This is a genomic window from Rheinheimera sp. 4Y26 (assembly GCF_025245835.1).
In the GTDB taxonomy this organism is placed as follows: domain Bacteria; phylum Pseudomonadota; class Gammaproteobacteria; order Enterobacterales; family Alteromonadaceae; genus Pararheinheimera.
Genome location: NZ_JAOBWS010000021.1, coordinates 1 through 24,510, shown reverse-complemented (window position 1 = coordinate 24,510; position 24,510 = coordinate 1). Strand labels below are relative to the sequence as shown.

General features: G+C 44.7%; 15 protein-coding genes and 1 pseudogene. 9 read left to right on the top strand and 7 right to left on the bottom strand.

Going from position 1 to position 24,510, the window contains the following annotated elements:
• Positions 1-174: 174 nt before the first annotated feature.
• The 7 genes and pseudogenes from N3Z11_RS17515 to N3Z11_RS17485 form a co-directional block, all read right to left on the bottom strand.
• Positions 175-2,157, bottom strand: coding sequence for a DUF262 domain-containing protein (locus N3Z11_RS17515; protein ID WP_260658495.1), 1,983 nt, complete (start codon positions 2,155-2,157; stop codon positions 175-177).
• Positions 2,157-3,542, bottom strand: a complete 1,386-nt coding sequence (locus N3Z11_RS17510; RefSeq protein WP_260658494.1) for a DUF262 domain-containing protein — start codon at positions 3,540-3,542, stop codon at positions 2,157-2,159. The genes N3Z11_RS17515 and N3Z11_RS17510 overlap by 1 nt, the downstream gene beginning before the upstream one ends.
• Positions 3,539-4,702, bottom strand: coding sequence for a DUF4268 domain-containing protein (locus N3Z11_RS17505; protein WP_260658493.1), 1,164 nt, complete (start codon positions 4,700-4,702; stop codon positions 3,539-3,541). The genes N3Z11_RS17510 and N3Z11_RS17505 overlap by 4 nt, the downstream gene beginning before the upstream one ends.
• Positions 4,703-4,710: 8 nt before the next feature.
• Positions 4,711-6,456 carry an anti-phage dCTP deaminase gene (locus N3Z11_RS17500; RefSeq protein WP_260658492.1) on the bottom strand — a complete coding sequence of 582 codons (1,746 nt, stop codon included), beginning with the start codon at positions 6,454-6,456 and terminating at the stop codon, positions 4,711-4,713.
• 324 nt (positions 6,457-6,780) lie between these two features.
• Positions 6,781-8,430: a Tn7-like element transposition protein TnsE gene (locus tag N3Z11_RS17495; protein ID WP_260658491.1), complete on the bottom strand. Its 1,650-nt coding sequence runs from the start codon at positions 8,428-8,430 to the stop codon at positions 6,781-6,783.
• A gap of 112 nt (positions 8,431-8,542) precedes the next feature.
• Positions 8,543-9,859 (bottom strand): annotated as a pseudogene (locus N3Z11_RS17490) (TnsD family Tn7-like transposition protein); the annotation flags it as partial.
• Between the two features lie 41 nt (positions 9,860-9,900).
• On the bottom strand, positions 9,901-10,212 hold the full coding sequence (locus N3Z11_RS17485) for a helix-turn-helix domain-containing protein (RefSeq protein WP_260658490.1): 312 nt from the start codon (positions 10,210-10,212) through the stop codon (positions 9,901-9,903).
• Positions 10,213-10,310: 98 nt separating this feature from the next.
• On the opposite strand from N3Z11_RS17485, the gene N3Z11_RS17480 reads away from it, so the two are divergent.
• The 9 genes from N3Z11_RS17480 to N3Z11_RS17440 all read left to right on the top strand — a co-directional run bounded on the left by N3Z11_RS17480 (position 10,311) and on the right by N3Z11_RS17440 (position 24,431).
• Complete coding sequence (locus N3Z11_RS17480; RefSeq protein WP_260658489.1) at positions 10,311-10,838, top strand: hypothetical protein; 528 nt, start codon at positions 10,311-10,313, stop codon at positions 10,836-10,838.
• Positions 10,832-12,199, top strand: coding sequence for a DEAD/DEAH box helicase (locus N3Z11_RS17475; RefSeq protein WP_260658488.1), 1,368 nt, complete (start codon positions 10,832-10,834; stop codon positions 12,197-12,199). Before N3Z11_RS17480 ends, N3Z11_RS17475 begins: the two co-directional genes overlap by 7 nt.
• A gap of 191 nt (positions 12,200-12,390) precedes the next feature.
• Positions 12,391-12,678, top strand: coding sequence for a hypothetical protein (locus N3Z11_RS17470; RefSeq protein WP_260658487.1), 288 nt, complete (start codon positions 12,391-12,393; stop codon positions 12,676-12,678).
• Positions 12,665-14,320, top strand: coding sequence for an N-6 DNA methylase (locus N3Z11_RS17465; protein WP_260658486.1), 1,656 nt, complete (start codon positions 12,665-12,667; stop codon positions 14,318-14,320). Before N3Z11_RS17470 ends, N3Z11_RS17465 begins: the two co-directional genes overlap by 14 nt.
• Before the next feature lie 91 nt (positions 14,321-14,411).
• Positions 14,412-17,138: a type I restriction-modification system subunit M gene (locus N3Z11_RS17460; protein ID WP_260658485.1), complete on the top strand. Its 2,727-nt coding sequence runs from the start codon at positions 14,412-14,414 to the stop codon at positions 17,136-17,138.
• A complete protein-coding gene (locus N3Z11_RS17455; RefSeq protein WP_260658484.1) occupies positions 17,131-18,396 on the top strand; it encodes a restriction endonuclease subunit S in 1,266 nt (421 codons plus the stop codon). The genes N3Z11_RS17460 and N3Z11_RS17455 overlap by 8 nt, the downstream gene beginning before the upstream one ends.
• On the top strand, positions 18,396-20,477 hold the full coding sequence (locus N3Z11_RS17450) for an RNA-binding domain-containing protein (protein ID WP_260658483.1): 2,082 nt from the start codon (positions 18,396-18,398) through the stop codon (positions 20,475-20,477). The genes N3Z11_RS17455 and N3Z11_RS17450 overlap by 1 nt, the downstream gene beginning before the upstream one ends.
• Positions 20,470-23,727, top strand: coding sequence for a type I restriction endonuclease subunit R (locus N3Z11_RS17445; protein WP_260658482.1), 3,258 nt, complete (start codon positions 20,470-20,472; stop codon positions 23,725-23,727). The genes N3Z11_RS17450 and N3Z11_RS17445 overlap by 8 nt, the downstream gene beginning before the upstream one ends.
• The gene (locus N3Z11_RS17440) at positions 23,724-24,431 is read left to right on the top strand and encodes a M48 family metallopeptidase (protein WP_260658481.1); all 708 of its coding nucleotides are present in this window, start codon (positions 23,724-23,726) and stop codon (positions 24,429-24,431) included. Before N3Z11_RS17445 ends, N3Z11_RS17440 begins: the two co-directional genes overlap by 4 nt.
• Positions 24,432-24,510 lie beyond the last annotated feature (79 nt).

The following is a 24,510-nucleotide window of genomic DNA, read 5'->3' as shown; positions in this document are numbered from 1 at the left end:
GTTGACACATTGATTGATGGGAAACGGATTTGGGCAGAAAAGAATCTGACTCGAATCTAATCTGACAGACACCAGCACAAAACTGGTAACTGTCAGATCAAGTCTGAGCTAGTACACTTCAGTCAAATGAAAATTTAATCGAATCTTTCCGCAAAAATCCCAAGCTTCACCTAATCATCCAAAATGTAACGCATAATGACGTTCTAAAATATCTAACATTTCTGTCTGGTGCGCTTTGATGCTCTCTACCCGCCACACGTTGTCAAAATCTTTAAAGGTTCTGAACAGTGCTTGTAGCTTCAGTGAGTCATAACGTGGCTTGCTGTCAAAATCTGCTTTTTTCTTTAGTACTGTCTGGTTACTGTAAGATGAGTTTTCACTTGAACTTAACAGCACCAGATTACCGAAGGCATGTAGTACATCGTCTTCAAGAGCATTTTTATGTTCTTCATGCTGCGGATGCACATGCTCCACCGAATTTTTTGAGGTAATGCGATAAGCTTTCAGCTTTTCGACCGTTTTATCTCCTTGCTTCCACAGCAAGTACTCAAGCTTCTGAAACCAGTAATGTTCAAAACGGGTGCCCAATCTGTCTTCAAAGTAAGCTTTCTGCTCACTCCATTTGGCAACCGCAGGCTGTTGCCCCTGCGCTATTTTGAAACTAGCTTCTTTTTGGGTTTCAACCGTTAACGACAAAGAGTTATCTAATTGCTCCAGAGTTATCAAAACCTGCCCCTCAGTCATATCGGGGTACTCTATCAAGCGGGCCAGAAGAGCTGTAAGCCAATAATGGGCCGAGCGGTCACCTGTAAAGTTGCGAACTGCCTGCAACTGCACCAGGTTACTTAACTCCTTGGCGGTACGATTGATATAATATTTTCCACTCGATAGCGAACGGCTGATACTGGTTAAACGTAAATGAGGATCCTCTCTGTCATCGTGTTCAACCCACTTCACTACCCAGGAATCAAATTGATAACGCACTTGCCACAACAGTTCGATAAAGGCTTTAATTTCGGTTTCGTCTTGTTGTACCAGTACGCCAAAGCATGCCAGAAGATTCCCAGCTTTTATTCGTGGTTCTAGATCGCTACAACCTTTTTGGGCACAGAATATGCGCAAGGTATGAATTAACAGTAATTCAAAACTAATAATGGAACGGCAATACACCGTTTCGACATCAATAATGTCCGTGCCATCAGATTGCACTGACTCTTTTGCGTTTTCTGGTGCATCACCAGCAATAACTTCTGCCAGCAAACTAGCAACCGACTTACCGGAGCGTAACTCTGTTTTCGAGGCATTTTCCGGTTTAATGAAAGCGGCACTTAAACTCGACAAATCTTTGTACTCAAGGACATTCCAATCTACGTTGTCAAACGTCTGCCGCAGGTTGCGCTCGAAGTAATTGTCTAAATGCTCGCAGGCTTGCCAGATTTTACTGTATAGAGCCTTGTTGGTTTTTATTTTCTCTAACAGCCGTGCTTTTAGCAGATCGACTGGTTCTAACTGAATACCAGCAGTATTCATACTGGAGAATAGTCGATTAAGATCCATGGTCGCTGGGACGATGTTGTTAACCCATACCACCTTAGTTAAAAGGTAGTTGGCAAAAGCCTTAAGATCGAAGCCATCATCTCCCTTTAATTTTTCAACTTGCTGCTTTAATACATTCAAATTGGCTGCCAGTGTGCGCAGGTACTCATCTTGCTTAATTTCTTCATCACCTGGCCGCGGTAAATCATCCAACCCGGCAAAGCTACCAAGCAAGTTGCTAACAGATTCACGAATATCAAACCCAAGCCGCGACTGTTTGCCAAGTACCGCCACTTCAGCCAATTCACAGGGTATGTTTGAGGCTTTAAAGGCGATAGACATAAGCATCAAGGTGGTGGTGCGCTGCTGGCCATCAATCAACTCGTAAACACGGTGCGTTGCCGTATCACGACGGGCAGAAAGTGCACTGCCAATAAAGTATTCCTCCTCATTGGATTCAAACGCTGTTTTTATGTCCTCGAACAACTTAACTGCATCCTCATCCGCCCAGACATAAGGCCGCTGGTAGCTGGGGATCATAAAACCCAAGTTAAGCTTATGCACTTGCTTCAAGGTCAGCAGTTCTGTATCTACTTGATTGGGATTAGACGATGATGTCATTACAGGCCTCCAGCCACTTTATTCGTTAATGCCTGAGTGAAGCGCTGCTTGTAATCATCTGGGGTCAAGGACAATTTAAAGAAGTTACACACCTCTTTGATAAAACGTTTTTTCACGCTGTTACTATCGAGGTTACTGCCATCTAAGCTCAGACTAAAGCTATCCAGGTATTGAAAACACTGCTCTGGCGTGTAGCTGAGTGCAACCCAGTCCAAAACCGGAGTGTCTCTGACAAAGGCATAAATTGAGTTTTCACGCACGGCTTTCTGGTTACTTACCCGGCGAGAATACACCACTCTAAACAACTTCTTAGCAGCTGCTTCCAACTGGCTCTCACCAAATTGGCTGATGTATTGGAGCAGGCAGGCTTTGTATAACCCTTCTAAATAACTGCAGCCTTCCAAGCCTTTTAGCCACGCTATAAAAGCTTGATAGGCAGGTAAATGGGGCAAATCAGGCTTTTCCCAGTAATGTTGATACAGGCTTTGAAAGTAGCTTAAATACCTAATGCTGTTTACACCGGCATTTAGCGGCTGACGTAGCTCGTAGCCTTGCTGAGCCAGATATTGGCTAACCTCACCAGCCAACCCAAGCTGGCGATAAACGCGCCCAATCGCAATGTCAGTACCCTTACCGGTTTGCTGAGCCAGTTCGGATACAATGGTATCGCGAAGCTGTTTTTTCTGTTGGTGCGAAGGCAGTTCGCGCAAATTAATCTGCTGCCAGTAACGCCCTTTCAACAGTGCGTTGACGGTATCATCCAACTTGCCCAATGCTTCCCACTGTTTAGCATAGGTTTTTTGGTGCACGGTAGCTACAGCACGCAGGTGATGTGCCTTGATTATATCTGGGCCACCCAAACGCACACCACCGGTATTCTGTGTTTCAAAAAAGCGGTAGGCGTCATCTTCCGTTTGCGTAATCACTAGAGTAAATTGCAGCTTGGTGAAATCTAATAAGCTTTGCCATTGACCTTGTTGCTCACTAAAGCAGCTTTGCAGCCACTTTAGGTTGTGCTTGATCTGCTGCTGACTGATTGGATGTTCATATTCCAGTGAGTTGACCAATGGCAAGTTCTGGCCTTGTTGCAGCAGAGTGGCGATCAACACCAGCGTTGTTATTCTTTGCTGGCCATCAATAATATTCAGTTTATCGCCATCCTGATGCAGGATTAAACTGCCCAAATAGTAAGGAAGGTCTGACGATAGCTCTTTTTGAGATCGAATATCTGTTAAAAGCTGCGTAAGCTGTTGTTCCTGCCAGCAATAGGGGCGTTGATATTCTGGGATAGATAATTGACCGACAGCCCTGTATCCTTCATTACTGCCTATCAGTTTACCCTCTAAAATTTCAGCGGCTGTGCACGTTAAAACCCTAACAGTCATCCCTTATCCTTTAGCCTTAAACTTTGCGCAGATTGCTGTAGCGGTGTTTTTAAAGCCTGCTCAAGTTTGCTCATCTGCTCGACGTGCCAGCTAATAGCTTCTGGCCATACATCGCGGTTAAAACCGTCCAGTCTTACCGCATATTGCACCCGAGATTGTTTTTTATCATCTAGGCGTAACCATTCAAGCTCTGCGCCGAACTTACACTCAATGCTATCCTTTTGCTGGATTACCCTATCAAACAGCCATTTGTTTTCTTCAGCACTGTTGCGGCCAAACCAAAGCTCAACCCGCAATTCCTTTTGATTGAAAATAAGGCTATAGGGGCAACCGGTGACACCTGAACCTGCGCATAGCCAATGGTCCTTACTGGGGCTGATGTTGCTATAAAGCTGACAACTGCTGCTTTTCTGAAAAGCATCTAAAAGCTGTTCCCAGTAATCACGCCGCACGTTATGGCGGTTTTTTAATACCACTTCGGTGCTTTTTTCTTCGGCCTCTTTAGCACTGATGCCAATCATCAGCTCTTTGGCTTCCGGGGTGGGTATAATCTGGTCGATATTAATCAGTAACTGTTCGCCCAGTGCATACGGGGTAATTTTAAGACACGCGATATTAATGCCCTGGCCTAATAACCAGAGTGCTGTGCTGGTCACTTCCTTGCGGAAATTAGCAGCAACCAGCATTAAACGCTGGCTGTTTCCTAGGTTTAATTTTATTTCATCAAGGTCTGGCGCATCTAAAAACTCACAAATCCGTGCGGCGGCATGTTTTGGTACGTTTACCTCCGGCTCGCTAGAAGCAGGCTCGTAACGGTCAAGGTACTGCTGATAGATCTCGACAATTTGTGCCTTGGTCAAGCTGGCACAGTAAGAGGCATATTTTAGAGCCTGCCACACCACATCACGACCACTGTCGTCCAATTTGTTTTCGATAATCACCAGATTGCCATCTTTATCCAGCGCCAATAAGTCGAGGCGTTCGCGGGTATCATCAAAGCCATCAAACTCTTTTTGGATAATCAGCAGTTCTTCACCGAGTGCGTCAGGTTGGTGCGCTAACCACTCCTGTAGGTGTTTACGCTCGGTAAAGCCCAACTCACTAAAGGTCTTGATTTTTACCGGGCTAATGCGATTAGTTTGATAATTCACCGTGAACATAAATACCTCTAATTAGCCAGATAGCTTAGCTCGTCTTTGTATGGCATTAATGGCTCATAAAGATGATGATAACCTTTCCCGACCGCGCCCCTAAACTGCGTCAATTTAGGCGGGTTACTGCCAATACTTAAAATATGGTCTATCGCTATACCTGGATAAGGGTCGATAAAAACAACCTCGCTAATTCCAAGCTGATAAGCCTTTTTAGAGCATAGTTCGCAGGGACTTGCGGTGGTAAACAGCTTGCCTCCTTGCACTCCCATACCGCCGTATTTTGTTATTTGTAAAAATGCATTTTCCTCAGCGTGTAAAGAGCGGGTATGTACCTGATTTTTGTTGTCATCAATGCCATTTTTAATTGACTTGAAGCAATACGACAATGGACGTCCGGTTTCATTATGAATTGGTAAAAAGGTTATTAGCTGCAGATTTGCTGCATTCCTAAATTTTTCATTATTTCGTTCATAGTGGCTGTACTCCACCGGATCAAAGCTACTCTTTAGAGCTTCAAGCGATCTCAAGTTACACGGAACCTGCCCTTTAGGCACATCATTCCAACCTACCGCTTTTATAGAATAATCACTATCCGTTATTACCGCACCTACCTGTCGGGAAATACATCCAGAATTCATTTTAGCGGTATATGCAATTTGCATTACCCGCTCCAAAGCCGTTGGTGTGATTAACCCAGGATGCTGCATTAGCGATACATACCAAGCTAACTGTGCTTTCAGCACATTGTGATTACCCGCCTCTTTGCGTGGATTAAAAATATGAATGTCTGAAATCTCAATGCAGCGTTTTACATTTTGGCTAATAAGGTCTGCGTAGCTTCCTTCTGCCTCTCCAGACTCCTTCTTTTCAAGATCGTCAAATTGATCAACAGAATATTTGTGGACATTCTGAAGATACTTTTTCCTATCTAAATTTGGAGCATTTATAGATACAAGATAAAAGGCAGAGTAGCGATCTTTAAAAAACTTAGCTTCATATGGGTTTCGAATAGCATCAATTACAACGTAACAAGGCTTATTCTCTCTGTGCTGGAGCTTTCGAATTAACTTAACAACTTTATTCACAGTCTCTGGCAGGTGATAAATCGAATCAGCATTAAAATGTTGAGACTCAAAACCTGCCTGAATACTTCCTGTTCTTCGTATTGAATTACCCGCAGCTTGATAAGCTTTTAAGTACAGTTTTGCTTCAATTTCATTTAGCTGACGTTTAAAGAAATCGGTGAACTTTCGTACCATTGTTAAATAGAGAATAAATTCAGACAATTCTTCTTCGTTTAGTCGTTCTTCTGATTTGTGATTCAAAAGCTTCTTTGTTATGGACTGATATTTTGAGCTTTTTATCCTTGTCTGGATAAAGTTGTTAGATGTAACAAGTTTATTGAGCTCAGCTTTAACATCGACATCTGCACAATCAGATATAAATTCTATTAGTGCAATATCTGGCATTGCAAAGAAGTATGCTGAAATCAAGTCACTAACTTTTATAGAGAAAAACTTATGATGGTTTTTCGTAGCAAAATGCTTGATATTGTTATAACGATGGCAGTCAAGCCCCTGAAAGTAGTCTTTACCTTCAAGTTTAACATCGCTCAAAGCCGGGTAATTTGGCTCAGCTTGCTCCAAAATAGATGCAGCGGTGGTGCATCCCGACCCCGTCCGGCCCGTTAAGCCAATTAGAATAAACTTACTGCGCTCACTGAGCAGATTACCAATAACTTTTGCAGAATTATTTGTCATAAAGCCTCCTTACTGAGCTATCCACCATCTCTGGCATGATTTTAATCTTGCCCGTTACGGCGTTGTTTATCAGGGTGATTTTGTATTCTTTAAGTTTTACGATTTGAGAAAATTGGCAATCTATAGTCGACTCCAGGCCGACAATACAGCAACTCATACTGTTTAAGCAGTGCCAGTGACATGTGAGTAGATGTTTTAAGCATCGCGTTTCTCCTTAGGGGAAGGATTGGACTACCTGGACACTAATAGAGAGCGACTGACTGATTAAAAATAACTACTGAATTTACTAATCGGCGGCGTTAATCAGCAACAAATCTAATGAAATCAAACTATCTCATTAAGCAAAGCCTTTAACAAGCCACCTAATTTTGCTGACCATAATTCTTTATATTCTTCGTCACTGAATGTTTTGACTTTATTTTTAGTTCGAGGGTGGCTACATGATTTGAAATAGATTGTCCTTTCCTCAATAAACCTGTGTTGCCATTGCGCTCCTTGATTTGCGAAATGCTGAATAATTTGGTTAAAGTTTTCAGACGCGTCAGGCTTAAGACCGAGCATCAAGGTTCCGGAACCTGTCGGTGGCACTAAGCTCGTTGTATCAGCTTCAAGCAAAATGATGTGATTGTCTTTTAACTCAAATGTGGCAATAAAAAAACGCAACGGTTTTCCATCCTGAGTTTTTAAAATTGTCGTACTTCCATTGGTTGGTTTAGGGAACTCTCCGCACCTTACCGATTCAAGACGAATACCATTAATATTCCTCAGCTCATTAACAACTTCCTCAAATATCAGGAATCTGTGCGGTAACTCGGCCGCATCCTTAAAGTCATCGTTATTCTGATTAAGCACCGGTTCGAATTCCTGAGCCTTTCCTTCCTTAGCGGGTAAGCCAACGCCTGCTTTTTCTGGGTTAACTTGCGCTTCCGTTGAGGCAACCCTTGATTTTCCGGTGGTTGGTTGACCTTCGGCAAAAACAACCGCGCCGATCCCTACAACATTAAATGAAAAGCGACTAGAGCTATCGATGTGACGGCGTTTACCAAATCCGGGAATGGCACCAAGATCTAGCTCTGGATCAATATCCACCTGTGGCGTTTTACCCGGTTTTTTCGGCCCCGGTTTGCCTTCAGGTTTTACAATAAACTTTCTCTTTGGATGAACGATCTCGATACCATAAAAACGCTCTGTGGTTGGTGCATATAGAATGCTCGCAATCCGTTTAACCTCAGTGACTGCGTTCATATCATCGTTATCAATTGCAATCTTCAGAGCCCAGCCTTTCAAGTTTGGCGGGCAGAAATTAAAACCGATTTCGTTTAAATTTTCGCGGAAACAGTGATTAATCGTAAAAAAACTTCTTCTGGCCTCTGGCTCCAACATTAACCATGCAAAATGTTTCAACGCTTTCTGTGAACTCAAGTTACTTACTGGATAAGAGGTAGAATTTGGAAAACTGATTTGCACCGGCGATACCGTTTCATCCAAAAATACAAGCTCAGCCAATCCATTGAAGGAGTAAGCCGCTTTAATTAAATGACGATTATGGAAAAACAACACGCGGGCTAATTCAAAAGCGGTGATTTTAATCACCCCCTGATCAGTTTCGAACAGATATCTGTAATGTGGCTGACTTTTATCAACAGATATCTGCCTTATCACATTAACAGTTTTAGTCTTGTATTCGTTTTTTACAGAGTGGTTTGTATTGTCAAATTGATAGCCTACAGCTAAGTTACTGGCCATCTCTATCGGCAGCGAATTGCGGGTTCCATCCTCCCATTCAACTCCAATGAAAATCTGCTTATTTGAGAATATGTGCTTATTGATAAAAACGCCGTTTATGTTCTTTACCGCCAAATTTTTCGGCAGCCAACGGGTTGAAGGAAAATGCTTTAAGATCCAATTCGAGAACGAGCCTGACAGCCTGTCTACTGCGGTGTTTGCTAAGTCCTGCAATACGCTCAATTTCATAAGCCCGTGGGATAGCCTTTCTGTTTTTTATACAGTCAATCATAATAGCGAGAACTCTACGAATTTGATATTCGTCGATGGATTCAGCGTATTTAATGAAAAAGCTATGGCAAAGAGGCATCTTCGCCAAATGACTTAAAACTCCCCAAGAGATATTTGTTTGTGCGATAAACCAAGTTTGGGTCATTCTAGGCAAACTCAAATTATCATCACTTTGATCACGGATCCGGATTAATTTTTTAACTAAATCAAGATCCCTTTGTTTCCAATTAATCGAACTGCCAGCTGAAATACGTGCATTTACTGGAAGATGTTTCTGAAGCCACATTTTATCGAACCGAAACAACCAAGAATAAATCCGCTTACCTTCCTGCGTGCAGCGAATATCTTTTAACACACTAAATTGAGAGATTAACTTAAGCCACGCATGTCGATAGTAATCCGCCCTTTCTTCTGCTTTGCTATTTTTATAAACATTTAACTTGTCAGTAGGTTGAGTAACTGATGCCGCCTCATCAATTGCCTGTAAGAGTGAGTATGATGGAAAGAGTGCCATAATACAGACCAGATGATGCAAAGCTGTATAGTGGCGACGCTGCTTGCGAAAAAAATCTAGTAGCCAGTTATTGTCCGATCTGAAATCTAAACCAACCTTATCTAAAAATGCGACTCCCCAGTATTTGGTAACGACCTCATTAATTTTGGCATGATCCGTCTTGCGCCCCACGACGAAGCGATGGTCAATTAATTGCCAATGATAAAATTCAGACCATTGCGCAGGTGCTACATATGAGGTTTTAGTATTCAAAAAGTTCGAGAGTGCTGTCGACAGCTTTAACAGTGGATGATCTGATTTTAAAAACATCAGTGCCATGTTTGTATTTACATCCTGATGGGATGCATCTAAAAAACCATGCCGTCTTTCAGGAAGTAATTTAAAGCTATCGTGCAAAAAACAATGGTGTTTAGGGCAGATCATGACGCCTGGCAGATGAAATAGCCGGCGCCAATATGAATAAGCCAGTTTTTCGTTATCCTCTTGCGTACAAACGGGACAAAAACGGTAAAACCTTGGCCACTTTACGTTGGAAGCGTTAATTCCAATGTTTGTCATCACATGGGATTTATCACTAAATTTTAAGCTATTTTGCACAACCTCAAACCGCTCTGGTTCAACAAAAGAGCGAAAAAAGGGTAATACAGAATGTTGTTCTAGGATGTATTCAGCACTGACTGGCCATATATGTCCAACTTGCAAGAGTAAGTCTTGAAGATGGCCCTGCATTAACGCCGAAGGCACAATATTTCTCGAACCAAAAAGCATATCTAAAGCAGATTTATCGTCTCTTAGACCTTGGCGCGAAACGAAGCGCGCCAGAATACTCACAAGTAATTCATCATGATGTGGCAAGGGAAATTGGAAGATCATACCAAGTTCGACGTGGTATGAACGGTTGGATGATTTTTTAACTACTCAGCTTTAAAACGAGTCAGTGCGTCAATTAAATTCGTTTTTTGTTCTGCTGTTAATGATGCAACTAGAATAGCTAACTCAGCACTCTGCGCATCTTCGCAAAAAAAGTAGTTCAGCGGCACTTTCAACTCATCAGCCATTTTCTTCAGCGTTTGAATATCAGGTACATGCCTACCCTTTTCATAATGGTTCATGCGACCACTAGCTGAGCTTTCATCCATACCGATTCTTATACCAAGCTCGCGTTGAGAGATACCAATTTTATTTCTGGCCTGCTTAAGGCGCTCTGGGATTGGATTGTTGTGCAATTTGTATTCATCGTAAAACCCTCATGCTTAGATTGTCTAAGTTTTGCTTATTTCTGTATACTTAGCAATCCTATGCACAAGATTTTTCAGAACCCGAAATGACCGATAAAACGATAACCATAAATCCGCAATTCAAAACCGTACTTTTGGAAATAAATAAAAATACTTTTAGTAGACAACAACTTATAAGCACTGCTGAGCATCAACTTAAACTTACCAATATTCAGATAAAACGTTTTGTTTCAAGAAACATCTATGTCTTATCATCACGAAAGTTGCTTGTTGCGACTGGTGATAAAAAAAACAGAGGGTACCGTATCACTACGGAACTTGCGCAAATGTTACACGGAGAAAATTTGCAGAAAACGATTCACATCATGCCCGTAGCTAAAACAGAACCGGAAAATTTGCTCGCTGAGGAAGTAAAAGTGAATACCGAACTAAAACTACTTCTCGGAGAAATTGATGCCTACCAAGATTTCTTACAACGATTCCCAGAACAGAATGACGTTATCCACTCTCTGCTCTGTGTGACAAGAGACCAGGCGGCGGAATACTACGGTCGTCTAAATGCCATCAGGAAAATAATCAGTAAAACACAAACTCATGGTGCCAAGTCATGTTAAGAAATTGGCAAGCTCGCTGTAAAAATAATGCTCTGGAAACCTTTAAATTACAGACTCATTTTCTACTTTTAGCCTCGCCTGGTGCCGGGAAAACCATTGTTGCAGCCCACATAGCTAAAGCACTTTATGATGATGATCAGATTGATTACATCGTTTGCTTTGCCCCATCTAAAATTGTCTGCCAAAGCATTGAAACGACCTTTGAAAAGGTTTTACACCGAAAGTTTAACGGTCGTTTAGGTGCTGTTGGCGTATCAAGGACTTACCATTCTTTAAACACAATTAGAGATTTAGTGAATGATCTCAGTAATAGCAGAGTTTTGGTAGTTTTTGATGAAATCCATCATTGCGCCGGCGATGGTGAATCACCTGCAAACGTCTGGGGATTACAGGTGCTTGCTACAATACAAAACTTAGCCACTTTCACACTGTCGCTAACAGGCACGCCGTGGCGAACGGATACCTTACCCATACCATTTGCAAAATACGCCGATCCACACGGTAACATTCTGTGCGATTTCAAATATGACATGGTGGATGCAATAAAAGAAAACGTCTGCCGGATGCCACAAATTACCGCCATCGATATTGAGCAAGTTATTGTAAAAAATGCTGAAAGCGTTATTACCTATCACAATATCGCCACCTTATTAAAAGAAGGCGGTATCAGCTATCAATCAATACTTAGACATCCTGAAGTCATCAAGCATATGCTGGAAAGAAGCATTAACCAGCTGAACATACTCCGTGAAAACTCAGCCAGAGCGGGTGGTTTAATTGTTGCGTCATCGTATTTGCATGCAATACAAATCCAGTCAATTTTGTCAGGCCATTTTAAAAAACAATCGATTCTGGTGTCTTGTCGACAAGATGATTCACCTGAATTAATCGAACACTTCAGGAAAAGCGCGTCGGAATGGATTATCAGTATCGCCATGATCAGTGAAGGAACCGATATTCCGAGGCTGCAGGTTTGCTGCAATCTTACCGATGTTACCACCGAGCTTTATTTTCGGCAGATTTTAGGCAGAGTGCTAAGGGTAACGCAGGATCAAACCAATATAGCCTATATGTTTATGCTGGCTGAGCCGAAACTGGTTGAATATGCACAACGTTTAAACGAAGCCATACCTGGGGCCTACAACTATCAAAAATCAGTAGACCTATTGGAAAGTATTGAGGAGTCTGCAGCAGAAAATCCCATTCAAAGCACAAAACCACCAACAGGGATAAACCCTGACCCTGCGTTAAATCTTAGGTTTAATGAAAGAAAGCAGCAGAAAAATGACAATGACCTCATTCATGCAGAGCTAATAATGGCCAAGTTCAAGTCAAAGATAATTTCTAGCTATTTGATTTAAAAGGCTTTAAACAGCGCCTCATCTCTATCCAGCAATATCATCTTTAATGCCTAATTCTTGCGCAGGACTGACCGGCGTGCAGCTATGAATTTATCAACGCAAAGATGAAAATTAAGTAAAAAAGCAACGAAACCACTTGAACTACTAATTAGTATGGACAATACTAATTAGTAGTTTGGTGAGGAGGGGTTATGGCGCACACAAGACATATTCAAAAACGTATGAGTCAGCGTGGTATTACTACAGGATTAGTTAACCTTGTGAGTCAATTCGGTGTAGAGCACGGTGATAAGCTGATTCTCAACAAAAAAAACACCGAAGCATTGCTTAAAGCATTAGAAAATATGAAAAAGGACTTACTTGATATTCATAAAAAAGGCGGGATAGTTGTTGTTGAGTGCGGGGATACGCTTATCACCACTTATGCCCTTGATAGTTTTTCACGCAAAAAAGTTGGAGGTAAGCATGAGTTACACTAAATCAGTGCTATCAAATCTTTTTGATTTACTGAAAATACGCTTTGTTCCCACGGATGCTCTTAGTGAACTTTGTTTTCTGATGCTTTGGAGGGACTGGCAGAAAAACAACAACACAGAAATATTGGACCAATCGTGCGAGTCGCTTGCAAATTGCTATAAGAAAATGGCTAACGAGCTAGAAGATTATGGCTACGTGGTAACAGAGGCTCGTCTATTTGATCGAATACCTGAGCATGAAGTAAAAGAATTAATTCAACAGGTCGCAACAATAGACTGTAGTAACCAGGAAATCGCTACAGCCTTAGTTGAGCTTTCACAATCAGTTGATGGCCGGTCACCCTCTATTTTTATCGAACCGGGACTTGGTAAAGAGATTCTGGAACTTACAGCTAACTCGGATACCAATCTATCGCTTTACCATGATTCCAGTCTTATCGTTTTATGCCAGCTCGAGGACACATCGAAAGCCAATGTCTTTGTATCAAACATTAATGCTCTATCTCTGGTAGTTACAAATTTACTTGGCGCTACACTGATCGGTTCTCAACCAGAGATGATTTTTAGGCCAAGCCAAACTTTTAGCACAAACGTTATCTCGCTCCCTCCTTTGGGAGCGCAAATATCCACGCTTGAAGGTCGTATCCGCTCAGAAGAAGGGGCATTAGAAAGAGCAATGAACGAAGCAACAGATCGAGCTGTTGTGATGGTCACTCAATCAACCCTTCTTTCACGCTCAGCGGCATCATTGCGTGAACAATTGGTTCGAAAAAACTGGCTTCAGGCCGTTGTTACACTACCACCAGGCATATTGTTGAATACCTCCTTACCGCCAGTGCTAATAGTCATCAACAAACACCGCCAAGTCGATGATAGAATCGCCTTGTTTGAGTTTCCGAAACACGAATTTAGAGCGGGATCAATACCACTCGCTGAGAGGGTCAATGAATTTGAAGTCGGTATGTACGGCATCCTTGTTGATGCTGAACAAATACGTGACAACGATTTCGACCTGTCGTTTGGTCGCTACCAATACGGACGGGCAACTGCAACCCTGAAAAAAACAGAAGCACAATCATTGGGGGCGGTCGCTGAAATTATCCGAGCCCAAAATATTGTTTCTGAAGATGCTCACGCCAGTGAAAAAGGTATCTTTCTTGAGGCTGGTGCGCGGGATATTGATGAGGCAGGTCTCCTTAAGACCCCAGAAAAGCGTATTCGGGCTGATGAAAGCCAGCTTCGCCGCGCTGAAGCTCAGCGCCTAAAGCCGGGAGACATTTTGCTCGCTGTTAAAGGTAATATTGGCCGCATTGCTTTGGTACCTGAACACTGTGGTGATAATTGGATTGCTGGTCAGTTGTTTGTCATCATCCGCCCTCGTTCCATGGTTAGTAGTATCTACTTGTATCGCTATTTATCGTCAGAGCTGATTCAAGCTTATCTGGCCGAGGCCGCGACAGGCGCAGCCATGAAAATAATTAAGGCAACCGATTTGCAGAATATTCCGGTTGAATTGCCTACTGCAGAACGACAAGCAGAAGTAGAAAAGAACTACGCCGACATTCAGCAAGAATATTTGGCCATCCGTCAGCATCATGAAGTGATCCAACAGCGGATGTCTGAACTGTGGGGATATCCGGGCTAAATCGGGTAATCTGCCACCACAATATTTGTCATAAATATAAATTTTGAACACCGACACCAGTGTTGGTCTTCGCAAAGGGAAATGGATACTGATGAAACTAACTTTAGCCCGCTTAGAAAGCCTGTTACTGGCTGCTTGCGATGACTTGCGTGGCAGCATGGATGCCAGCGAGTACAAAGAATACATTTTTGGCATGCTATTTCTTAAACGTGCCAGCGACTTATTTGATGAACGCCGAGCTCAACTCTACAAAGATTTGAAAGCACAAGGCATGAGCGCACAAGACATCACCATTGAACTGGAAGATCCCGACAACTATTCAGGCAAGTACTTCTACGTGCCGCCACGCGCCCGTTGGAATGAGGGCTGGACCGAAGAAATTATTCGTGACGGTAAAAAAGAAGCCACTCATTACCCAGCTTTAAAGCATGTGAAAGAAAACGTCGGGACAGCGTTAAATAAAGCTTTAGCAGCGATTGAAGAAGCCAATACTGATGCTTTGCAGGATGTCCTTAGCGGTATCAATTTCAACAAAAAAATTGGCCAGCGCACTCTGGACGACGACACTCTTGCCGACTTTGTACTGAACTTTGACAAGATCCCGCTGCACGATGCCGATTTCGAATTCCCAGATCTGCTTGGTGCAGCCTACGAATGGCTGATTAAATACTTTGCCGATTCTGCAGGTAAAAAAGCGGGTGAATTCTATACCCCGGCTGAGGTGGTTCGCCTCTGTGTAGAAATCTGCGACCCAGACGAAGGCATGAGCGTATACGACCCAACGGTCGGCTCGGGCGGTATGCTAATCCAAATGCGCGATTACTTGCGCGAAAAGGGCGGCGATGCAACTGAAATAGCACTCAGTGGCCAGGAAAAAATCGGCACCACATGGTCTATCTGTAAAATGAACATGCTGCTGCACGGCATTTCCCATGCGGACATCCGCCAGGAAGATACCCTGCGTGAGCCACAGCACATGGCTGAAAACAACGAACTCAAGCGCTTCGACCGGGTGGTTGCTAACCCGCCGTTCAGCCAAAACTACATTAAAAAAGACATCAAATTCGCCAGCCGCTTCCCGGTATTTATGCCGGAAAAAGGCCGAAAAGCCGACATGATGTTTGTGCAGCATATGCTGGCCGTATTAAAGCACGATGGCCGCTTGGCAACCGTCATGCCCCATGGCGTGTTGTTCCGTGGTGGCGAAGAAAGCGAAGCCCGGAAGTATTTTATCGAGCAAGGCTGGCTTGAAGCAGTCATTGGCTTGCCGAGCAACCTGTTTTACGGCACCGGTATTCCTGCTTGCATCCTAGTGATGAATAAAGCTGGTGCGGCAAAACGCGATAGTGTGCTTTTTATTAACGCCGACCGAGAATACCGCGAAGGTAAAGCGCAAAATCACCTGCGCCCAGAAGATTTGGATAAAATCATCAACGCCTATCGGACCGGTGAGGATATCCCTGGTTACGCTCGCAATGTACCGGTTAGTGAAATTAAAGCCGAAGACTATAACTGCAATATCCGCCGTTATGTCGATAATGCCCCACCGCCAGAGCCTCATGACGTACGCGCTCACTTGCATGGCGGTGTACCCCATTCAGAAATTGCAGCGCTGAGCCACTATTGGGAAAACTACACCGGACTTGACGCCAGTTTGTTCGTGCCATGTGATGACCATTATCAAGGCTTTGCCTCGGTTCTGTCAGAGAAACATGATATTGCGCAGCAGATCAACCAGCATGCGGGCGTGATCACTGCAAATGAAAACTTTATGCAGCAGGTCGACGCCTGGTGGCAGCAGAACCAACCTATTGTGGAAGCCCTCGCTCCCGACGCTGCGAATCAACAAGCGCGTCCGCGTAACGTTTATGTGATGCGTCGGCAATTGCAGCAGTCTATTGAAACCCATTTAGCCAATCAAACACTGCTGACGCCGTTTCAGGTGCGTGGCGCATTTGCAGGATTTGTGGATGACTTAAAAGCGGATTTTAAATCGATTGCCGCCAGTGGCTGGGGCGCTGAGCTGATCCCTGACGAGGAAATTTTACAAAGTCAGTTTCCACAGGTACTGGCAGAGCAGGATCTGGCACAAAGCCGTTTGGCAGAACTGCAGGCGTTGTTTGCTGCCGCTGGTGAAGATGACTTTGAAGATTCTGAAGATACCGGCGTGCTACCTGCCAGTGAAGTGAGCAACAAGAAAAACGACCTGAAAACTGCAACCGCAGAGTGGAAGGCACAAATTAAACTGGTGAAAAATTTAGCAACCAACCTGTTTACCGAGCTAAAAATAGCCGGAAAACTCCCAGCCAATGCCAACAAAGGTTTTTATTGCACTGAAGGCTTCGCGCAGACCGAGCCGGAATTTCGCAATGGCCTGCGTATAACGTCCATTGCGGAACAAAGCCCGCACCAAAGTGAGTATGTAAGCCAAATCAAAGATGCCGTGCTTAACGGAGAAATGGCGTATCAGCGTGCTCAGCAACTAGAGCTAAGCCTTGCCCGCCATAAAGTGTTAGAGGATGAGGTTAAATCGTTAAAAGTGACGATTAAAGGCATCGCAGCCAAGCGTGACGAACTGGTTGAAGCTGCTCGCGCCAAAATCGATGCCAGCGCCGCCCGCACCTTGATCCTAGAGCGTTTGCGCCGGTTGCTGTTAACCCGTTATCAAAGTTATCTCAAGGCAGAGCAACGTCGTTGCATTCGCGCTATTGAAAACCTCTGGAGCAAATACGCCGTTACAGCCAAAACCATCGAGACCGAGCGGGATCAGGCTTCGGCTCAGTTACAGGCATTTTTAATGGAGCTGGGGTATGAGTGAGTGGATTACGCACGCTCTAAAAGATTTAGTTTCTTTTCAAAAGGGCAAGAAAGTAGACACATGGGATGATCCCGGTGAGGATCGTGATTTCTATCTTGGTGCCGGAGCACTTTCAGGCAGAAGCGATGGTTATGCAAACTGCTATGGTGGAGTATCTGCAAAGCCTCATGACATCTTAATGTTATGGGATGGTGAACGCTCCGGATTGGCAGCTACTGGGCTTTCTGGTGTCGTAGCGTCAACCGTCACGCGTTTAACACCTACATCGTTGATTGATAATTGCCTACTCACTTACATTTTTAATATGAATTTTGAATGGATTCAGAATAGGAGAACTGGCACCGGAGTGCCTCACGTTCCAAAGGATCTTGGGAAAATATTGCAGGTGAAGTTTCCTGCAGCAATACAAGAACAACAAAAAATAGTCCATATCCTGCAAACCATCGATCTGGCTATTGAGAAAACCGAACAGCTGATTCAAAAGTACCAACAGATTAAAGCAGGTTTAATGCACGACCTGTTTACCCGGGGTATTGGCGCCGACGGCAAGCTGCGACCACCACGCGAGCAGGCACCGGAGTTGTATCATGAAACACCTATAGGCTGGATACCGAAAGATTGGGCGTTAAGAACATGCGAAGACGTATGTGAAAGAATTATTGACTGCAAAAATAGGACTCCACCAATTACTCCTGACGGTTTTCCAGTAATACGAACTCCAAATGTTCGGAATGGTGAGTTTGTTGATGCAGAGCTGGTATACACAGATCTGTCTTCATATGAGATATGGACTGCGAGAGGGAAACCTAAGCCAGGTGATATTGTCATAACGCGAGAAGCTCCTGTTGGTGAAGTCTGTAAAATTCCTGAGAGACACTTCCAAGCGTGTTTGGGACAACGCATGATGTTATATCGCACTAACCCAGAGAATATTGAGGCAGATTTTTTTCTGTACGCTCTTCAGTCTGTACCAATACAAAACAGATTGGACCTTATTTCTGGTGGTTCAACAGTTGGGCATGTCCGAGTCGGTGATATCAGATCTCTGTGGATGTTTGTTCCAGATTCTAGGGTGGAACAAAATCTGATTGCGAACATGCTAAACAGCGTAGTCCGTAAGTTGGAATGTCAACGAGAGAGTCTCTATAAACTACAAAAACAAAAATCTGGCCTAATGCACGATCTACTCACTGGCAAAGTACCCGTATCTGTTGACACCGTAAAAGCCCCGTTGTCACCGGAGCAAGGAGCCACCTGATGACGCTACTGAATACTACACAAATTCCGGATTGGTTGTTGGATCTGTCTGAGTCCTGTGAGCTGGAGTGCAAAAAAGCTGCTGGCCGGGACGGACAAGGTGAGATACCTCATGATTTATGGCCGACAGTCAGTGCTTTTGCCAATACCCACGGCGGTGTGGTTTTACTAGGTATTGAAGAAAAGCCTGTGGGTCAGTTCCGGGTTTCTGGTATTCAACAGCCCGAACGGCTGGTGACTGAGTTGTTTAATAACTTTAATAACCGCCAGAAGATCAGCTGTAATCTGGTTGATAATCAGGATATTGAAGTTGTTCAGATTGCTGATAAGCAGATTATCCGCGTGAGTATCCGTCAGGCGACCCGGCATGAGAAGCCGGTTTATTTAGGGGCTAACCCGTTTGGCAATACCTACCGCCGCTTGCAGGAAGGGGATCGTAAATGCGCGGATGAAGCAGTAAGACGTATGCTTGCCGAGCAGGTGGAAGATGAGCGCGATAATAAAATTCTGCCCGGATTTGGCATCGAGGATATCGACAAGCGTAGCCTAACGATATACCGCAAAATGTTACGTGATGCCAAGCCTAGCCATCCTTTTTTGGAAGAGGACGACCTTGGCCTGTTAACAAAATTAAAGGGCTGGCGTCGTGACCGCCAAAGCGGACAACAAGGCCTTACGCTGGCTGGTGTTTTGATGTTTGGTTCCTGGGATGCAATTCAGGATGCGGCACCACACTATTTTGTCGATTACCGCGAGCACCTCGATAACGACAGTGATGAACGCTGGGTTGATCGGGTATGCCCAGACGGGACCTGGAGCGGTAATCTGTTTGATTTCTACCGTATTGTTTACGGCAAGCTAACCCATCCTGAATCTTTAAAGGTGCCGTTCCGGTTGAAGCAAGGGCAGCGCCAAGACGACACACCAGTACATGAAGCGATTCGTGAAGCCTTAGTGAATACGATAGTGCATGCCGACTACACCGGCACTGTATCTGTGTTGGTTGGGCGTCATCCGGATATGATTGTTTTCCGTAATCCTGGCAATATGCGTATTCCCAGAGATCAGGCTGTTGCTGGTGGTGACTCTGACTGCCGTAACCGGGCTATGCACCAGATGTTTTTGATGATTGGTTTAGGTGAGCGTGCTGGCTCTGGCTTACCAAAGATTTTCAGTGGCTGGCGCAGTCAACACTGGCGGGCACCATCTTTGTTTGAGGTGGATGAACCACCTCAAACCATACTAATCATGCGTATGCTGGAATTGATGCCTCCGGGAGTACTGCAGCAGTTGCATGATATGTTTGGGGATAACTTTCAACAATTGACTGAGCTGGAGCGCTTGATTCTCTCTATCGCTGCGACTGAGAGTGTCGTCACGCATAAGCGAGTTACAGAGATTAGTGGTGATCATGCACATGACATTACCCTCGATCTGCGTGCTCTGGTAAAAAATGAGTTCCTGTCTATCAATGGCCATGGCCGTGGTGCGGTTTACCATTTGGTCGGCCAAGAGTTACCAACACCTGATCAGGTATTTGGTGTCGCTGGTAATGATGCGAACTCCCCAGATAACATTAGTAGCTCCCTTGATTGCGGCGACAGCTTCCTAGATAACAGTGTTAGCTCCCTAGATAACGGTGGCAACCCCCTAGATAACAATGACAGCTCACTGGATAGTGTTGGCAGCTATCTAGATAAAAGACTGTCAGACGATCAAGGACGGCTGGTATCACCGCTGCTCCCTGCAGCCGTTGTCGATGATTTGACACTGTTAACACCGACGCTTCTGCAGCATCTGCGTCAGATGTCCCGTGAGCCCCGTCAAAAGCAGAGGGTCAGTCCAGAGCGGATGCAACGCATTCTATTGGCATTATGTGATGGTCATTATGTCACAAGGCCTTGCCTAGCCGAGCTCGTTAGCCGCGATGCTGAAAGCCTTAGAGCGCAGCATCTGGCGCCATTAGTTGCCAAAGGCGATTTAATGTTGGCCTTCCCACAGAACCCGACCGACCCTCGCCAGGCTTATATCACCGCGCGGCCAACTATTGCCGCTAACGATGAGGACCTCTTTAATGAGTGAGTACACGGAAGTAGAACAACCCTTTTTACAACAATTGCAAGCATTGGGTTGGAACGTGATTGATCAGGGTCAGGAAATTCCATCTGACCCTGCAAAAAGTTTAAGGCCAGATTTCCGACATTGGTTACTACCAGAAGTATTTAATCGGGCTGTTGCTGCGATAAACCCGGGCCAGTCTTTAGGCAAGACTTGGCTCACAGCAAAACAACTACAGGATTTGCAAGATCAGCTGCTACGACAACCGAACCGCACTTTGCTGGAGGCGAATGAAGCCATTCAGCGATTACTGTTTAAAGCACAAGTGGATGTGAACGAGGAAAGCGGTGAACAGGACCCTGTGGTTCGGCTAATCGACTTCGACGCCCCGGCCAATAACGAATTTACCGCGATTAACCAATTTCGGCTCGAGACTCCGGGATGTGTGAAGCAATTCATCGTTCCCGATATCGTGCTGTTCGTGAACGGTATTCCCCTTGTGGTCATTGAATGCAAAAAAGGCGGCCCAACCTGTGCCAATCCAATGGCAGAGGCTTTTGTTCAGCTGCAGCGCTATATGAACCGTCGAAAAGAAACGCTGAAAGACGGTTTGCGTGAAGGTGAGCCACGACTGTTTCACAGCAGCTTAATGCTGATCCGCACCTGCGGTTTAGAGGCTGACTATGGCACCATCACATCGGGCGAAGAACATTTTTACCCTTGGAAGACCCAGTGGCCACAGGCTGATGAAACAGCTTTAGAGATGAGCCAACAGCAGAAGTTAATCAATGGCATGCTCAATAAACCAAATTTGTTAAGCATCCTGCGCACCTGTTCTGTGTTTATGGATACCGACGGTGGCCCGCGTATTAAGGTGGTGTGCCGTTACCAACAGTTTCGTGCAGCTAATAAGATCATCGAACGGCTGCGCAATGGTAACAACGCCGAAGAAAAGAGCGGCGTTGTCTGGCATACCCAGGGATCAGGCAAGAGCCTCACGATGGTGTTTGTGGCTCGCATGCTTCGGGCTTCAAAAGATCTTTACGACTACAAAATTGTGCTGATTAACGACCGCACGGATCTTGAGGAGCAGCTTACTGAGACTGCTACGTTGATTGGTGGCCGGGTAAACGTGATTGAGTCGCGCCAGGCACTGCGCAAAGATCTGTCCAGTGACAGCTCTGATATTAACATGGTGATGGTGCACAAATTTCAGCTGCATGAGCAGAGCCTCCCTTTAGCTGTTGCGGAAGCGTTAGGGACTTACCAGGCCATGCCCGGTAAGCAAACATTTGGAGTTGTGAACAACTCTGGCCGCATTTTGCTGATGATTGACGAGGCGCACCGAACTCAGGGTTCTGACTTAGGTGATAATATTTTTGAAGCATTTCCTAATGCGGCAAGAATAGCCTTTACCGGCACGCCACTCATTACCGAACGCCACGGTGAGAAACGCACTGTGAAACGTTTTGGCGAGTACATCGACAAATACAAGCTGATGGATGCCGTTGAAGATGGTACCACTCTTCAGATCCTGTACGAAGGTCGGACAGCCGATGCTGCGTTGAACGATAAACATGGTTTTGAAACCGCATTCGAAAATCTATTTAAAGACCGAAACGAAGAAGAATTGCTGGCCATTAAGAAGAAGTATGGTGCGACCGGCGATATTCTAGAAGCTGAAAAACGTATTGAAGCGATTGCTCGGGATATGGTGCGCCACTATTTGCAACATATTTTCCCGAATGGATTTAAAGCCCAGGTCGTGTGCCATTCCAAACTGGCTGCTGCGCGCTATCAAAAAGCAATTCATCAGGCGCTGACCGAGCAAGTTGTCAGCTTGAAAGCTGAAAAAGTTCCAGATGAAACGCTCATACGCAAAGTTGAATTCCTTAAGGCTGCGGTGATCATCTCGGAGGATGGTACCAATGAAGCAGCCTATGTGACTGAGGCGCGAAAGCAGGCCCGAGCATGGAATGCTGTGGATAATTTCTGCAAGCCATTTGCTTTTGATGATCCGGAACAACCGCATTCAGGGATCGCATTTCTGGTGGTATGTGACATGCTACTCACCGGTTTTGATGCGCCGATTGAGCAGGTGATGTATCTAGATAAGAAAATTCGTGAACACACATTGTTGCAGGCTATTGCACGAACCAACCGGGTAAAAAAAGGCAAACAACGCGGTTATGTCGTTGATTATATCGGCCTGACGAACAATCTGACGGATGCTTTAACGTTATATGCAGCGACGGATGAGCAGCAAGAATTAGCATCTGGCCTAAAGAGTATTCAGTCTGAAGTGCCGGTACTGCAGGAACGCTATCAACGTTTGCTAACGTTGTTCTCGCAAAACAAAGTGGCTGGAGTAAAAGACTTTGTAGAGGGCAAGTTACCTGATATTCAAGCTGATGCTCTTGTTGTGCATGAGGCGGTGAAACTTCTAAAAGATGAAAAACTGCGAGCAGACTTCGATGTATATCTGAAAAAGTTTCTAAGCAGTCTCGATATCATTATGCCTCATATTGCTGCACATGCTTATCGTATCCCTGCGAAGCGTTTTGGTTATATTCAACGGGTTGCCAAGGAGCGCTACAAGGATGAGTCGCTAAATTTGGGAGATGCAGGCCAGAAAGTACGTGATTTGATTAATGAACATTTGATAAGTCTTGGCATTAATCCTAAGGTTCCGCCAGTTGAGCTGCTCTCTGAAAACTTCCTGGAGCAACTGAACCAGCACGCAGCAGGCAATTCAGAAGCAAAGGCCAGCGAGATGGAACATGCCATCCGTAAACACTGTACTGTTCACAACGATGAAGACCCAGCGTTCTATAAGAGTTTGTCTGAGAAAGTTGAGCAGTTGATAGAGCAGTACCAAGACCAGTGGGACAAACTGGCGGAAGAACTGGAAAAGTTGCGGACTGTAGCGGTTGAAGGACGCAAACAGGGCGAAGAAGGCATGAGTAAAGAGGCGACAACGTTCTTCGAACACATCGCCAACGAAGCCTTTGGCGGAACTGTGCCAGACAGTGCCAAAGCAAAGATGAAAGAACTGATGGAATCGGTGGTGGAAGTACTGCAACACAGCATCGGCAGTATCGATTTCTGGCAAAATAGTGACAAACAAAAACGGGTGCGAAGTGAAATTAAAACCGCACTGACCTTGACTGGCATTGACGAGTTAAAACTGAACCGTGAGCGTATTGCGGTTGAGATAATGAAGCTCGCCAAAAACCGTCATGACGAACTAATAAAAGGCTTGAGTACCGAATGACCCCCAGACGGATACGAGATATCGATTATCAACTTTTGTCCGGAACTACCCGGTCGACGACTGATATTGTCATCGAAAGAAACGGTTTGATTGTGGTTCGTGCGCCGCAGCATTTTAGTCCAGAACAGGTTGATGCTGTGGTGGAAAGTAAGCGCATGTGGATTTACCGCAACCTTGCCGAATGGCGGGACATGAACGCTACGGCAGTGACTCGGGAGTTTGTCAGTGGCGAATCTTTCTTGTACCTAGGCGGTTCCTATCAATTGCGCCTTGCCTCTGAGCAGCGAAATGTTCTCATGCTGAAAGACGGACGTTTCTGTTTGAATCGCCAATTGATTGAAACATCCGGAATAGATGGCGCCAAGCAGGCTTTTGAACGTTTTTACACTGAGAAAGGCTTGCAGCGTTTTCAGGAGCGTGTGCGCTACTTCGCCCCCAAAGTTGGTGTAACACCTGCTGAAGTAAAAGTGAAAGATATGGGCTACCGCTGGGCCAGCTGTGGTAGCAGTGGCAACCTAAACTTTCACTGGAAATGTATGATGGCGCCACCAAAGATCATTGATTACATCGTAGTCCATGAACTTTGCCATTTTCATCATCGCAACCATAACGACGCTTATTGGAATGAAGTGGACAAAATTCTACCAGATTGGAACGAGCGTAAAGAGTGGTTGCGTAAGCATGGTGCGGGGCTAGAGATTTAAAATGAATTAGTCTCGACTTGATCTGACATATCGCCTTGAAAAGGTGAGAGTTACCAGTTTTGATTGTGGGTGTCGAATC

Bases quoted from the DNA above. Each gene is read 5' to 3' on its own strand.
- N3Z11_RS17515 (WP_260658495.1), bottom strand. From the start codon at position 2,157: ATGACATCATCGTCTAATCCCAATCAAGTAGATACAGAACTGCTGACC.
- N3Z11_RS17510 (WP_260658494.1), bottom strand. From the start codon at position 3,542: ATGACTGTTAGGGTTTTAACGTGCACAGCCGCTGAAATTTTAGAGGGT.
- N3Z11_RS17505 (WP_260658493.1), bottom strand. From the start codon at position 4,702: ATGTTCACGGTGAATTATCAAACTAATCGCATTAGCCCGGTAAAAATC.
- N3Z11_RS17500 (WP_260658492.1), bottom strand. From the start codon at position 6,456: ATGACAAATAATTCTGCAAAAGTTATTGGTAATCTGCTCAGTGAGCGC.
- N3Z11_RS17495 (WP_260658491.1), bottom strand. From the start codon at position 8,430: ATGAAATTGAGCGTATTGCAGGACTTAGCAAACACCGCAGTAGACAGG.
- N3Z11_RS17480 (WP_260658489.1), top strand. From the start codon at position 10,311: ATGACCGATAAAACGATAACCATAAATCCGCAATTCAAAACCGTACTT.
- N3Z11_RS17475 (WP_260658488.1), top strand. From the start codon at position 10,832: ATGTTAAGAAATTGGCAAGCTCGCTGTAAAAATAATGCTCTGGAAACC.
- N3Z11_RS17470 (WP_260658487.1), top strand. From the start codon at position 12,391: ATGGCGCACACAAGACATATTCAAAAACGTATGAGTCAGCGTGGTATT.
- N3Z11_RS17465 (WP_260658486.1), top strand. From the start codon at position 12,665: ATGAGTTACACTAAATCAGTGCTATCAAATCTTTTTGATTTACTGAAA.
- N3Z11_RS17460 (WP_260658485.1), top strand. From the start codon at position 14,412: ATGAAACTAACTTTAGCCCGCTTAGAAAGCCTGTTACTGGCTGCTTGC.
- N3Z11_RS17455 (WP_260658484.1), top strand. From the start codon at position 17,131: ATGAGTGAGTGGATTACGCACGCTCTAAAAGATTTAGTTTCTTTTCAA.
- N3Z11_RS17450 (WP_260658483.1), top strand. From the start codon at position 18,396: ATGACGCTACTGAATACTACACAAATTCCGGATTGGTTGTTGGATCTG.
- N3Z11_RS17445 (WP_260658482.1), top strand. From the start codon at position 20,470: ATGAGTGAGTACACGGAAGTAGAACAACCCTTTTTACAACAATTGCAA.
- N3Z11_RS17440 (WP_260658481.1), top strand. From the start codon at position 23,724: ATGACCCCCAGACGGATACGAGATATCGATTATCAACTTTTGTCCGGA.